Genomic DNA, 13,811 nt, shown 5'->3' with positions numbered 1-13,811 from the left:
CAGTACCATGACCCCCAATACGCTTGGACGCAGCCTGGATATTCGCGAGCACGATGTCGACGTCGTGATCCTTGGAGCAGGCATCAATGGCGCCGGTCTGTTTCGCGATCTCGCGGCTCAGGGCATCAACTGCATGATCGTCGACAAATCGGACTTCGGTTCCGGGACCAGCGCAGCGCCATCCCGCCTCATCCACGGCGGATTGAAATATCTGGAAACCGGTGAGTTCGGCCTGGTTGCCCAATCCACTCTGGAGCGCAATCTGCTTTTGAAAAATGCGCCGCATTGCGTCGAACCGCTTCCGACATTTATTCCGGTCTTCTCCTGGACACGCGGCATCTGGGCCGCACTGCGGACATTGGCCGGCTCCAAGACGGCCCCACGCAGCCGCGGCGCCGTGCTCATCAAGATCGGGCTTTCCCTTTACGATTTTTTCGGCTCACGCGATCGCGTGATGCCACGCCACCGGCTGATCCTGAAAAACAAGGCCAGACGGGAAATGCCCCATGTGACGCCGGCGATTGTCGCCGGCGGCATTTACTACGACGCAAAAATCAGCCGGCCGGAACGTCTCGTCTACGAACTCGTCAAGGATGGGCTGGAAGCCAACCCGCAATGTGTCGCAGCAAATTTCGTGACGCTGACTGCTTCCTCGGAAGGCCGTCTGAGCTTTCAACGGGAGGATGGTACTGAATTCATGGTGCGGCCGAAGCTCGTCGTGAACGCGGCAGGCCCGTGGATCGATCATGTCAACGAGGCGCTCGGCGCGCCTTCGCGGCTGATCGGCGGCACCAAGGGCTCGCATATCCTGATTGATCATCCCGAACTGGTGCGCAGTCTCAACGGTCATATGATCTATTTCGAAGCCGATGACGGCCGTATCTGCCTGGTCTACGGCTATCTCGGGCTTGCGCTCGTCGGCTCGACGGATATCCCGAGCCGAGATCCCGACGCCGTACGCTGCGAAGAACCCGAGATCGATTACTTCCTGCAGAGCCTCAGATCGCTGCTGCCGAAGCTGCGCTTCGATCGCGACCAGATCGTCTACACCTATAGCGGCATCCGGCCGCTTCCCGCCTCCGACGGAACAGCGCCCGGCCTGATCAGCCGAGACCATTCGGCACCGGTCATCGAAGCGGATGGCAAGCGGCCTTTTGCCATCATGTCGCTGGTCGGCGGCAAGTGGACGACATTTCGCGGTTTTGCCGAGGAGGTTGCCGACAGTGTCCTGACCCGGCTCGGGCGTTCGCGCAAGCAATCGACCCGCTATCTTGCGATCGGCGGCGGAAAGGCTTTCCCGGCCGATGCGCAGGCAAGACGGGGCTTTATCGACAGGATCGCCACAGCTGCAAGCATCCCGGCCGCGCGCGCGGAACAACTTCTGAACCGCTATGGAACGACGGCCGAGGCGGTAGCGATGTTCCCTTCCGATCATCCTGACGACCGGCGGTTATCGGGAGCTACACACTACAGTTTTCGCGAGATCGACTGGATCGCGCGCAACGAGCTTGTGGTCCATCTCTCCGATATCGTGTTGCGGCGCACGACGATCGCGATCGAAGGTCATGTAACCTATGCAGGTTTGACGGACATTGCCGGCATCGCCGCGAAAGCGCTCGGTTGGGACGCTGCGCGTGTCGCGCATGAGATCAATGACGTTGTTTCCCTGCTCAAGGAATTTCACGGCCAGACGCTGGCAGCAGGCACCCCGGATATCGAGCCGGAAAAAAGTGCTCGTCCCGTCAGCAGATGAGATCCAGGAAAAGAGCAGAACGCGCGCCGACCGCAGAGCATTTCGCGAAGGCGGAAGCGAGAATGATCTTATGAATTGACGCCTCCGGAGGCTTCAATCGACCCAGTCCCTGTAGCCGGTATCAAGCGCACCTCGGGCAAGAGACACAATCGGTTCGTAGTCGGCATCTGTGAGCATCGCGACATCAACAAGACCGAGGGTATCGCGTGCACCGGAAAGCGATGGCTCCGCGATTGCAGCGACCAGCGCTTCGCGTAGCAGTGCCACATCCGCATCTGAACCCTTTGCTCCTGTAATGAAGGGTAAGCCGGGCGTTGCGGGCGTCTCGGCAAGAACGCGGATGCCTGCGACGCGAGCAGGCGTAAAACGCAGGAGATTGGCAAAGGTGATGCAGTCGATTGCAGCGCATTCCGCCTGCCCACTCGACACAGCATCGATACTGCCGCCATGGCTGCCGGTCTCGACCGTGCCACCGAAGAAGCGGCCATTGCGGGCAAGAGGGGCGACGGCGGCGCGAAGCAGATTTGCCCCGGAATTGCTGTCGGGACTATTGATCGCGGCCGTCGCACCGAGCAGGTCCTGCAGCGAAACGAAGGTGGAAGCTCGGCGCACGACAATGAAGCTGCGCATGAAAGGTCCGTCGCAGCCGGGATGGGAATAAACCGGTGTCGCCACGAGACGCACCCTGCCGCGCAATCGCTTCACATAGGGATAACCACAGGTCTGGGAAAAGAGCAGGTCCTCATGCAGCCAGGCCTCGTCGTAGGGGATCGTCGCATCGAGGTTTTCCGGCGGATCCGAAAGCCCGGCCTGCCCAAGATAGTAGCGCAGGAACGACCAGAGTTCAGCTTTTGCATCCGCAAGCGGCTGCGGCGTAACGTACATTGCAAGACTGGCGAGACGCATGCTTTTCACCCGCCGTGGTGCTCGTCGAGCAGACGGGAAGCAAGGATGGCCACATCTTCGCCGAGCGAACGATCCTCCCTCATGACCGGTGCGATGCCTCGAACGAACGCATGCGTTCCTGCCGTCCCCACGCCGCAACGGTGTCCGGGGCGCTGGTCGACCGCCTGAGCGGCTGCGAGCATTTCGCAGGCGATGAGCACGCGCCACAGTTCCAGCATCTCGCCGAGTTTGCGCACGGCAAGGGAGGATTGCGTTGCATGATCCTCGACGCCTTCCGATACCGCAAGGAAGTCGAGCATGACAGGATTGGCCTTGTGCCTGATATCGGCCATCAACGCCGCGACCGTCTTCTGCATCGGCACGAACCCGGCCGATGGACCGCCAATCGGCGACAGATAGCGCGGGAGGGCATTGCGACCCGAGCCCGTCAGCTGAATGAAGCGCGCAGCCGATGCCGCAGCCGCCTGAGCGATCGCAAGGCCCAGTGTCTCGAAGGCAAGCGAAAGTGCGGGCGTCTGGAAATTGCCTGATGACAGCACCTGTTGCTCTTCCAAGAGAACGACGGGATTATCGGCCGCGGCATTGAGCTCGATCTCGACGGCTTCGACCGCCCTCAAGAGCGCATCGACAAGTGCGCCGTGGATGGGTGCAACGCAACGCAGGCTCAGCGGATCCTGTATGGCGGCGTTCGCCTCGAAAAGCGTCGAGCCCTCAAGCATCTGCAGCAGCCGGTTGGCCTCGTCTGCCTGGCCCGCTGCCGGCCGGGCGCGCTGGATGGCCGGTGACAGGATGAGCGGATTGCCGGCAAGGCCCTCAAAACTCAAGGCAGCCGCCCGGCGCTGGGCATCGAGTAGTTCTTTGGCATCATACAGGACGAGCGCGCCACGGCCAGCGGACACGGCTGAAGCATTGAGAAGCGATATCCCGTCCTTCGGTTGCAGGCTTGCTGGGGCAAGGCCCGCAAGCTCAAGCGCTTCAATCGCCGGGTAGACGATGCCGCGATACTCGGCTTTCCCTTCGCCGATCAGGGCGCGGGCCATGGCAGAGAGCAACACGAGATCACCCGCACCGATCGAACCAATCGAGGGCATGACCGGATGAACACCGGCGTTCAGCATGGCAAGCAGCGCCTCGAACACGGGCAGTGAAATGCCGGATCCTCCGACTGCCAGCATCGAGAGCCTGGCGGCGATGACAGCACGGGTCGCATCGCGCGGCAGAGCTTCACCGACCGCCATGCCGCGGCCGCGGATCAGCTGCAGTTGAAAGGCCTCGAAATCGCCGGTCACAGCTGTCTTCAGATTGGCACCGAGCCCGGTGTTCATGCCGTAGATCTGCTGGCCGGAAGCTGCAGCACCTTCCAGGATGCGCCGCGCGGCTATCAACTGGTCACGGACCGCGCCGGAAACCTCGACGGTGGCATCGCGACGGGCGATCGCCTCTATGTCGGCAATAGTGATGCCGGAGCCGGTCAGCAGGATCCCGGTCATGCGAAACGCAGCCTTTGACCGATACCGGCCGAGCGCGCCTTGGAAAGCAGCGCGTGGCCAAGAGCAATGTCGCTGAGCGACAGGCCGCGATGCCACAGCAGGATAGTCTCGTCCTCACTCTCGCGGCCCGGCTTCAGGCCGGCGACGACCTGCCCCAGTTCGGCATGCAACGTCTGCTCGGAAAGCCGGCCGGTCTCGACATGGGCGCGCAGCGAGCCGAATTTGCCGGTCTTGCACTGACCCCAGTCGTCGACGACGAGCTTGGCCATGATATCGGTCAGCGACAGCTCCACGGCGCTCATCGTGCCATAAGGCACGACGAAGGCACCTTTCTTGATCCACTCCGTCTTCAGGAGGGGCTCGGGCTGCGATAGCCGCGATGCCTCGACGACGATATCTGCCCCCTCGACGCAGTCGCGCCAGTTGTCGACCACCGTGATCTTCTTGCCGAGATCGGCCTCCAGCTTCGCGCCGAACGCATCACGACTTTCGGGCCGACGCGAATGTACGCGGATCTCGTCAAAATCGAAGAGATGATCGAGCAGGCGGACATTCCAGTAAGCCGTGCCGCGCGCGCCTATGTGACCGAGAACCTTCGAATCCTTCCGGGCGAGATGCCGGGCGCCGAGCGCGGTGACGGCGCCGGTGCGCATGTCGGTGATGACGGTTGCATCAAGGATCGCCTTCGGCACGCCAGTGCGCGGGTCGAAGAGGTTGAGCACGCCGAATTCGGAGGGATAACCGAGCTTGTAGTTGTCGACATAGTCACCTACCACTTTCACTCCGGCAAGGCCGAGCGGCGCCACATAGCCACGCAAGACGTTGAAATGGCCGTGAAAGCTTGCATCCGGCTCGAGATGGACACGCGGCTCGATCACCGTCTGGCCCCTGCCCTGGGCGGCGAGCGAAGTTTCGATCGCCGCCAGGATTTCATCATTGGTCAGGTCGAGCGCCTCGATGTCGAAGGCATTCAGATAGTCGATATAGATCGGATCCATTGTCATCTCGTTTATCGTTTGATCAGCGCGCTGAGGCCGAGGTTCCGGCGAAGCGTACGGCCCTCATAGTCTTCGCGGAAAAGGCCGCGGCGACGCAGTTCCGGCACGACATGGGCTACGAATTCCTCAAGCCCCGAGGGGAAGAGCGGGGCCATGACATTGAAGCCGTCGGCGGCGCCTTCGCTGAAGCGTTCTTCCATCGCATCGGCGATCTGCGCCGGTGTTCCTGCGACCTGCCAATGGCCGCGCGCGCCGGCGAAATGGCGGGCAAGTTCGCGGATCGACAGGTTTTCGCGCCTGCCGAGATCAATGATCAACTGCTGGCGGCTCTGGATGAGGTTGGTCTGCGGCATGTCGGGCAGCGGACCATCAAGCGGATAGGCCGACAGATCCTGGATGCTGAGGTAGCTTGCAAGAAGGGCCACACCAACGGCGTCGGGGATGAGTTCCTGCAGGGCCTGGTATTTCGCCTTGGCCTCGTCTTCGGTTGTGCCGACGATCGGCGATATGCCGGGCATGATCTTGATATCGTCGGGCTTGCGCCCGTATTTGGCGAGCCGCGACTTCACATCGGCATAATAGGTCTGTGCTTCGGCAAGCGTCTGCGAGGCGGCAAACACGACATCTGCGGTTCGGGCCGCAAGTTCCTTGCCGACATCGGATGCGCCCGCCTGCACCATGATCGGCCTGCCCTGGGCCGAGCGTGGGCTTTCGAGCAGGCCTTCGACGGTGAAATGCTTGCCGCGGCGATGCACGGGATGAAGCCTCGTACGATCGGCAAACCGAGCCCCGCCCTCAGGAAAATAGGCTCCGTCATCGACGCCATCCCAAAGCGCGAGTGCTGCATCGGCAAATTCCTCGGCCCGCTCGTAGCGCTCGGAATGCGGGCGAAGGCCACTGCTCGCAAAATTCTCCGCCTCGAGTTCGCTTGCCGAGGTGACGAGGTTCCAGCCTGCCCTGCCGCCGCTTAGCTGATCGAGCGAGGCGAAGGTGCGGGCCAGACCGTAGGGCTCGTTATAGGTTGTCGACGCCGTTGCCACGAGGCCGATATGACTGGTGTTGACGGCAAGAGCTGCAAGCAGGCTCAGCGGCTCGAATGCCGTCGAGCGCGCTGCCTGGCTTGCCATTTCCGGATTGCGCTCTCGGATGGCGGCGGCATCCTCGACAAAGAGCATGTCGAATTTGCCCCGCTCGGCGATGCGGGCCAGCTCAATGAAATGATCGATATCGACACCGGCTTGAGCGTGGGCTTGCGGATGTCGCCATGCCGCGATGTGATGCCCGCCCGCCATCAGGAAGGCGCCAAGTCTCATCTTGCGATCGCTGCTCATTGTGCTTGCTCCAATGCTGCCGCCGGATGAGCCGAACGGGCAAGACCAAGACGATCGCGCAAGGTCTTACCTGCATTCGCCTTGATCAATCCGAGGTGGCGCAACTCCGGAACCACCTTCGTCAGGAACAGATCCCCGATCGCAACGGTCGGGGGCAGTATCGTGAAACCGTCGATCTGCCCAAGGGCGAGCCATCCCCGTAGGGATTCGGCGATCTCCGCCGGCGTACCCACCAGACGCGACGCGGAAAGCGGTTGGCTCATCCGGTCGGCCTCATCAAACCGGAGCGCGTCGCTTGCCGCCTGCGCCGCTTCGGAAGTTTCGGCAACGACTGGCACGACATTGGCCAGTATCCGCACGTCCTGCCGGCGACGGCCCGCCTTTTCAAGCAGGCGCACGAAGTCGACCACCGTCTCGTTTGTACTTTCCGGCGTCCGATCTTGAAGCAGGACGACTTCGGCACTTTGCGCGGCCAATGCTTTGTTATCTCCACGCAGAAGCTGGGCGATGATCGGTTTGCCCTGCGGTGAGCGATTGACATTCAGCGGACCGCGCACCGCAAAATGCTCGCCTCTGTGGTTGAGCACATGCATCTTGGCTGGCTCGAAGAAACGGCCCTCAGCCTTGTCGTAGATGAAGGCATCGTCTTCCCAGCTGTCCCAAAGCGCGCTCACAAGGCCGAGATATTCCTGGTCGCGCGCGAATTCGCCGGATACGGGAAGGGCTGCCCAGCCTGTCCGTCCGCCGCTGATCTGGTCCAGCGAGGCGAAGCGCCGGGCGAGATTATAGGGCTCATGCTGACTGGTTGCGGCAGCTGCCAGGAAGCCGATCCGGCGCGCCCGGGTCGCAAGGGCTGCGACCAGTGTCGTCGGCTCGAAGGGCGTGGCGACCGGCGAGAGGTCATCGATCGGCCTGGTGCCGAGCCGGTCCGGAAGCAGGACGAAATCGAAACCGGCCTCCTCCGCTTTGACCGCTTGGGAAAGCAGCGCATCAAAACCGAGATGTTCGAGCGTTCCGACATCGCGCCAGGCGGCGGGATGATGGCCGAAAGGTGTGAGGGAAAAACCGAGATGCATCAGAAGCTCCTGCACTCAGATCGAGAAGATCGCGTCGCGCGTCAGTTGCCCGGTAACGATGCCACCGCCATCGACCACCGACAGCACGTCACTGTTGGCGGCGACCATCAGCGACAGCGCATCGCGCAGATTGGCACTCGCGGCAACACTGGCCGCGGGTGAAGAGGGAACACCAGGGCGCATCGCGTCGGCAACAGAAAACAGGCTGAGCCGCTTGATTGCGCGATCGATACCCACGAAATTCGCAACAAAATCGTCGGCAGGATGGGAAAGGATCGCATCCGGAGCATCATATTGCACGATCTTGCCGGCACGCATGATGGCGATCCGGTCGCCGAGGCGAATTGCCTCATCGAGATCGTGAGTGACCAGCACTACCGTCTTGCGCACGCGTTTCAAAATTTGCCTGAATTCGTCCTGCAGGCGTGTTCTGGCGATCGGGTCGATGGCGCCGAAGGGCTCGTCCATCAACAGGACCGAGGGATCGGCGGCAAGGGCGCGCGCCACGCCGATGCGCTGGCGCTGGCCGCCGGAAAGCTGGCGCGGATAGCGCTTCAGCATTTCCTTCGGATCGAGACCGACGAGATCGAGAAGTTCATCCGTCCGCCTGGCGATCCGCGGCCGGTCCCAGCCGAGCAGGTTCGGCACCGCAGCGATATTTTCGGCGATCGTCATGTGCGGAAAGAGGCCGACATTCTGGATGACGTAACCGATATGGCGGCGAAGCTTGACGGGATCGGCTTTTGTCACGTTTTCGCCATTGACGAAGATGCGCCCTTCCGTTGGCTCGATCAGCCGGTTGATCATGCGCATCGTCGTTGTCTTGCCGCAGCCCGACGGGCCGATCAGCGCGACCGTCGAGCCCTCGGGCACATCGAGCGTCAGGTGATCCACTGAAGGCGCTGCACTTTCACCGTAACGCTTTGTGACATTTTCCATGCGGATCATGCGGCGGTTCTTTCTGCAAACAGGTGCTTCTCGGCGCGGCCGAGGATGAATTCGGTGGCGAGTGCCAGGATCGCGATCGGCACGGCGCCGACGATGAGCCGCGACATGTCCATCATACCGATGCCGGTGGCGATAAAATCGCCGAGCCCGCCGCCGCCGATGAAAGGGGCGAGTGTCGCTCCGGCCAGCACCTGGACAGCTGCGGTGCGCGCGCCGGCAAACATCGCAGGGGCTGCGAGTGGAATGCGGATCTTGCGCAGGACCTGACCTCTGTTCATGCCCATGCCGATCGCCGCCTCCACGGCATCGGCATCGACATCGCGCAACCCGACATAGGCATTGAGCAGGATCGGCGGCAGGGCAAGCACGGTCAGCGCCACGATCGATGGCAGGATGCCGATACCGAGAAGCGGCAGCATGATCGCCAGGATCGCAAGACTCGGGATGGTTCTGAGGCCGTTGACGATGTTGATGACGCCAAAGGCAAAGCGACCGTAATTGACGATGAGGATCGAAAGCGGCAGCCCAATGGCAAGCGCAAGCGCAAGCGACACGCCGGACATCAGGAGATGCTGGCCGAGCGCGCGGAAGAATTGGTCCTGATGATCGACGATCCAGAAAAAGGCGGTGCTCAGCATCGGCATGCCCTCACTGCCAGCGCACCAGGGCCTGCTCGACCCGGGTGAGAATGAAATCGAAGATGATGGCCAGCAGTGCCGTCAGAATGCCGCCGACGAGGATCTTTTCCGCGTATTCCTGATCGATGCCTATCAGGATGATGGTGCCGAGACCTCCGCCGTCGATGAAGGCAGCGACCGTCGCGATACCGATGACAGTGACGAGCGCGATCCGGGCCCCGGAAACGATAAGCGGCAGGGCAAGCGGCAGTTCGATGCGAAAGAGGCGCTGCCAAGGCCCATAACCCATGCCGTCGGCGGCATCGAGTATGTCAGCCGGGACGCCGCGGATGCCGGTGACGACGTTGCGCAAGAGGATCAGCAGGCAATAGGAGGAAAGCCCGATCAGCGCTGGTTCCATGCCGAGACCAACGAAAGGGATCAAAAGCGCAAAGAGCGCCAGGCTCGGAATGACGAAGATGATATTCGTCACCGTCAGCGCAAAGGCATAGAGTCTCGGCCGGCGGGCGCAGACGATGCCGAGTACGAGCGCGATCGCAAGGCCGATCAGCACGGATGAAATCGACAGCACCAGGTGCTGCCAGACGGCAAGCGCGATTTCCGGAATATGCTTGGGTGCCCAGTTCAAAGGCGAGAAATCCTGTCCGCACGGTCACGACAAAGCGGCGAAGCTGCAAGCTTCGCCGCATTTTTTCTTCAGGGAAAGCGAAACTTTGGCGCCGCTCTCGATCAGATGCCCTTGGCCTTCAGGAATTCAGCGGCGACATCGGCCGGCTCTTCCTTGTCGCGATCGACCTTGGCGTTGAGTTCGCGCATGGTCTCGTTGTTGAGGAGCGGGCTGACCTTGTTCAGAACCTCGGCGATCTTCGGGTTCTTGGCGAGAGCATCCTGTCGCACGACCGGGACGAGGTAATAGGGCGGGAAGAGATGCTTGTCGTCATCAAGCACCACCAGCTTGTTGTCGGAAATCTGCCAATCCGTCGCAAAGCCGTAGGAGACGTCGAGATCCTTGCTCGTCAGCGCGCTGTAGCGGATGCCGAGCTTGGCGAAGATCTTGAATTCCTTGAACTCGATGCCGTAGGTCTGCTTCAGCCCCGGCAAGCCATCCTTGCGCTCGCCAAAGCCGCCCTCAGCGCCAAAGGTCAAGTTCTTGGAGACCGGACCGAGGTCGCTCAGCGTCTTCAGCTTGTACTTCTCGGCCGTTTCCGGAAGCGTGATGATCGCATAGCCGTTGTTGATCTGCGTCGGCTGAAGGAGCGTGAGCTTGAGGTTCTTTTCGTAGTAATCCTTGACGTCCGAATAGATCTTGTCGGCGGAGCCCGACAGGTCACCCTTCACGACCGCGGCAAGCGCCGTGCCGGTATATTCCGGGTAGAGATCGATGTCGCTGTTCGTCAATGCCGTGTGGGCGACAAGCGTGGCACCGAGGTTGAGGTGGCGCTCGACCTCGACGCCGGCCTTTTCAAGCGCCTGGGCATAGATCTCGGCGACGACGAACTGTTCGGTGAAATTCTTGCTGCCGATCTTTACAGCATCGGCCCGTGCCGGTGCTCCGATGAAGGCTGCCAGGATCGCACCGGCGAAGAGGCCGGCGAAAGATTTCGAAAGCATTGCGTTCCCTCATTTGAAATTCGAGTTGTTCAGGAGAGGTGATAAAGGTTTCCGATAAGGCAAGCGCGGAATGGAATACCAATTTTCTAGCGATTTAGATGAAAATTGATCTCCCAGGAGGACCCTTGATCATCGAAGGGTCGGAGAAAGCAGAGCCGACTAAGATCGGCCATCATATGCTGTCAAAAACAAACCGTGGAAAAGCGCAGCGATGCCGTCTACAAGTCAATGGATTAAAATACGAAAGAGACAGAAGGTAGGCCATGAACGTCAAGACACCGAACGCGATTGATACCTATGTCGGCATGCGCATGCGCAGGCGCAGGCAGCTTCTCGGCATGAGCCAGGAACGGCTTGCCGAACAGATCGGCGTTACCTTCCAACAGGTGCAGAAATACGAGAAAGGCATCAATCGCATCGGCGCCAGCCGCCTGCAGAGGATCGCCGAAGTGCTGCGCACCTCGCCCGCTTTCTTTTTCGAGCAGGATGATTTGGAAGCGCCGAGCCTTGCCGGCCTCGATTTGTCTGCTCCTGTCGATCCGGTCACAGAATTTCTGCGGTCGAAGGAAGGTCTCGTCCTCAACAGGGCGTTCATGAAGATCGAGGACCGGCGTATCCGCGAGACGATCATCTCGCTGGTCAAAGCGATGGCGCAGTCCGAAAACAGCGACATTTCGCTGAACGCGCCGCGAATTGACGAGCCGGATACCCGCAGAGAGTGAAAGCAGACGATACCGTCCCATGTCCTTCCGGCTTGAGTCATTCGGTACATTACGACTGCTGGACGCGGCGGGAGAGCCTGTATTCTTCCCCGAAAAAGGCCTGTTGACGCTTTGTTACCTGCTCGACAGACCTGACAGAGAATGTCCGCGCGGCACACTCGCCCGCTTCCTGTGGGATAGCACCGACAATCCCGATATCATGGCGAATTTGCGCAAGATGATCTCGCGCGTACAGACAAGGCAGGCAGAAATCGGCGCGGAGCTGCTGATCTTTACCGCGACCGGTGTCCGGATCAGACGGGAGGTCTTCGTCGCAGATCGCTCCGAACTTGATACCCAATCCTCGGCCGGCCCGCTCGATGTGCTGCGAAGGCTCGTATCCCTGTTGCAAACGGATTTCCTCGCCGAACTCGCAGATCAAAGCGCCAGCATAAGAGAATGGGTATCAAACGAGCGCAACCGGCATATGGCAATCCTCGTCGACGCAGTGAAGCGAGCCTTGCCGGAAGCGCGCTCGCGAGCCGATATCGGCCTCATCAAGGAGGCTGCGCTCAGGATCTTCCGCGATGCGCCTGATGACGAAAACATCCGCCATATCCTCCTGCAAGCCTACGAGGCCGAGGGACATCTGGAAAACGCCAGGCAGCTATTTGAGAGCCGCAGCCACGATCTACAACATTCGCTCGACATCGGCCTTGATCTGCAGGCCCTGAAGGAAGTGCGCAAGATTTTCGACGCCAGCAGGCCGGCGACGCTGGCGGCTGCGCCGTCGGTGGAGAGCGGCATCATCCTGAAACCCGCGCCCCTGCCCCGGCTCGCCCTGTTGCCGCCGGTCGAGGCCGCTGAAACCCGGCCTGGGCCGATGCTTTCTGAAGCGCTGATCGAGGACGTGACCATCGGCCTTTGCGCCCTCAGCAACGTCTCGGTCGTCGCGCCCCATACCGCCGCACAAATCGCCCGCCATGCCGACCGGGCCGGCATGATCCTGCGCCATTCGATCTCCTATGTTCTCGACACCCGGTTGACAGCGGGCGGCGGCACGCCGTCTCTGTTCGTCCAGCTCGTCTATGCCGCCAACGACGAGGTCATCTGGGCCGAGCGCTTCAGCCTCGAGAAATACGACCTTATGGCTGACCGGCGGGAGATCGCACGGCGCATCGCCAAGGAGCTCTCCCGACAGATCCGCCAGAACGAGACCGTGCGCGGCGCTTTCGAAGACAATCCGGCCGCCTATCACAGCTATCTGCTGGGTTTCCGGGACATGAAGCGGTTTTCCCTGCCGGATGTCCGGCGCGCCCGCAAAGCGTTCCGCGACGCCGTCCAGCACAGCGCGCATTTCTCGCCGGCGCTCGCAGGCCTTGCGCATACCTTCCTGATGGAATGGCTGCTGACGGCGCGCGGCGATGGCGAGTTGATCCGGCTTGCGGAAGATTATGCGAACAGGGCGATCGTCGCCGACCCGTCGCTCGCGTCCGGCTTCCGCCAGCTCGGCATCGCCAAGCTTTATCTGAACGATCTCGATGAAAGCGTGGTGGCGCTGAAAGTCGCCGAAGAGCTGAGCCCCCATTATGCCGACGGCATCGCGAGTTATGCCGATACGCTGGTGCATGCCTCGCGCCCTGCCGATGGGCTCGCCAAGATCGAGCGGGCGATCTCGCTTAATCCGCTAAGCCCCACAGATTATCTCTGGACTGAGGCCGGCGCGAATTTTGCCCTCTTCCGCTATAAGGAAGCGCTGGATGCGATCGGCAGAATGGATGATCGCACACCGGCCGACCGGCTCGCAGCAGCCTGCTGGGCAATGCTGGGCGACATGAAAAATGCGCGCCTCTACATGCGCAAGGCACGCGAGACCAATCCCGATTTCGACGTCGATAGGTGGCTGAGCCTCGTGCCCTTCAAGGAGGCGTGGCAGAAGGAACAGTATCGTGAGGCTTTGCTGAAGGCAGGCTTCTAGCTCCGCCGGTCTGACTCGACCGAGTTGCCGCCTCCCGATACGCCATCCAGAATGGTGTCACGCCCGTGTCACGCGCTTTCCTTGACCACATCCGCTAGAACTCCCTCCAACACGGCTGGGGAGATTAGCGGCAATGGAAGACATAATCGAAATCGGGAGTGCCGAGAAGGATCAAAGGCTTCGGGATATCGCATCGCTTGCACGGCTCGTTTCCTACGCCCGGCAGAGCGCCCGGGAACTCAATGCCGAGTTCTCCGTCTATTGCCTCGATCTCGCGCTTGGCGCGTTGCTTCAGGATCTCTCCGAGAGCGGCATAAACCTGCCAGTCGAAGCAACAATCGAAGATGCACCGGCGGGCCTGGTGCACTGAAGGCCGATAAC

At 61.1% G+C, this 13,811-nt stretch carries 13 protein-coding genes; 4 read left to right on the top strand and 9 right to left on the bottom strand.

The features are described from left to right. Positions 1-7: 7 nt before the first annotated feature. Entirely contained in the window at positions 8-1,753 is a 1,746-nt protein-coding gene (locus FHT93_RS25115) for a glycerol-3-phosphate dehydrogenase/oxidase (protein ID WP_183849960.1), read from the top strand. A gap of 93 nt (positions 1,754-1,846) precedes the next feature. Here FHT93_RS25115 and FHT93_RS25110 read toward each other — a convergent pair whose 3' ends face one another. The 9 genes from FHT93_RS25110 to FHT93_RS25070 form a co-directional block, all read right to left on the bottom strand. Further along, positions 1,847-2,659: a PhnD/SsuA/transferrin family substrate-binding protein gene (locus FHT93_RS25110; RefSeq protein ID WP_183849958.1), complete on the bottom strand. Its 813-nt coding sequence runs from the start codon at positions 2,657-2,659 to the stop codon at positions 1,847-1,849. Between the two features lie 5 nt (positions 2,660-2,664). Further along, positions 2,665-4,149, bottom strand: a complete 1,485-nt coding sequence (gene hutH, locus FHT93_RS25105; protein ID WP_183849955.1) for a histidine ammonia-lyase — start codon at positions 4,147-4,149, stop codon at positions 2,665-2,667. Beyond that, a complete protein-coding gene (locus tag FHT93_RS25100; RefSeq protein ID WP_183849953.1) occupies positions 4,146-5,147 on the bottom strand; it encodes an ornithine cyclodeaminase family protein in 1,002 nt (333 codons plus the stop codon). Before FHT93_RS25100 ends, hutH begins: the two co-directional genes overlap by 4 nt. Before the next feature lie 11 nt (positions 5,148-5,158). Further along, the gene (locus FHT93_RS25095; protein ID WP_183849951.1) at positions 5,159-6,478 is read right to left on the bottom strand and encodes an LLM class flavin-dependent oxidoreductase; all 1,320 of its coding nucleotides are present in this window, start codon (positions 6,476-6,478) and stop codon (positions 5,159-5,161) included. Further along, positions 6,475-7,554 carry an LLM class flavin-dependent oxidoreductase gene (locus FHT93_RS25090; protein ID WP_183849950.1) on the bottom strand — a complete coding sequence of 360 codons (1,080 nt, stop codon included), beginning with the start codon at positions 7,552-7,554 and terminating at the stop codon, positions 6,475-6,477. Before FHT93_RS25090 ends, FHT93_RS25095 begins: the two co-directional genes overlap by 4 nt. Positions 7,555-7,569: 15 nt before the next feature. Beyond that, on the bottom strand, positions 7,570-8,502 hold the full coding sequence (locus FHT93_RS25085) for an ABC transporter ATP-binding protein (RefSeq protein WP_113014571.1): 933 nt from the start codon (positions 8,500-8,502) through the stop codon (positions 7,570-7,572). Further along, a complete protein-coding gene (locus FHT93_RS25080) occupies positions 8,499-9,140 on the bottom strand; it encodes an ABC transporter permease (protein ID WP_183850169.1) in 642 nt (213 codons plus the stop codon). The genes FHT93_RS25085 and FHT93_RS25080 overlap by 4 nt, the downstream gene beginning before the upstream one ends. Before the next feature lie 10 nt (positions 9,141-9,150). Beyond that, positions 9,151-9,768, bottom strand: a complete 618-nt coding sequence (locus tag FHT93_RS25075) for an ABC transporter permease (protein WP_183849948.1) — start codon at positions 9,766-9,768, stop codon at positions 9,151-9,153. Positions 9,769-9,869: 101 nt separating this feature from the next. Beyond that, complete coding sequence (locus FHT93_RS25070; RefSeq protein WP_183849946.1) at positions 9,870-10,751, bottom strand: glycine betaine ABC transporter substrate-binding protein; 882 nt, start codon at positions 10,749-10,751, stop codon at positions 9,870-9,872. 263 nt (positions 10,752-11,014) lie between these two features. On the opposite strand from FHT93_RS25070, the gene FHT93_RS25065 reads away from it, so the two are divergent. The 3 genes from FHT93_RS25065 (at position 11,015) to FHT93_RS25055 (ending at position 13,800) form a co-directional block, all read left to right on the top strand. Then, positions 11,015-11,473 (top strand): helix-turn-helix domain-containing protein, encoded by a 459-nt coding sequence (locus tag FHT93_RS25065; RefSeq protein WP_112971724.1) that lies wholly within the window; start codon positions 11,015-11,017, stop codon positions 11,471-11,473. A gap of 19 nt (positions 11,474-11,492) precedes the next feature. After that, the gene (locus FHT93_RS25060) at positions 11,493-13,430 is read left to right on the top strand and encodes an SARP family transcriptional regulator (RefSeq protein ID WP_183849944.1); all 1,938 of its coding nucleotides are present in this window, start codon (positions 11,493-11,495) and stop codon (positions 13,428-13,430) included. A gap of 133 nt (positions 13,431-13,563) precedes the next feature. Next, positions 13,564-13,800: a hypothetical protein gene (locus tag FHT93_RS25055; protein WP_113115763.1), complete on the top strand. Its 237-nt coding sequence runs from the start codon at positions 13,564-13,566 to the stop codon at positions 13,798-13,800. The last annotated feature ends 11 nt before the right edge of the window (positions 13,801-13,811 follow it).

It is taken from the genome of Rhizobium sp. BK379, from assembly GCF_014193955.1.
Lineage (GTDB): Bacteria > Pseudomonadota > Alphaproteobacteria > Rhizobiales > Rhizobiaceae > Rhizobium.
This window is presented reverse-complemented; position numbering and strand designations above follow the sequence as displayed.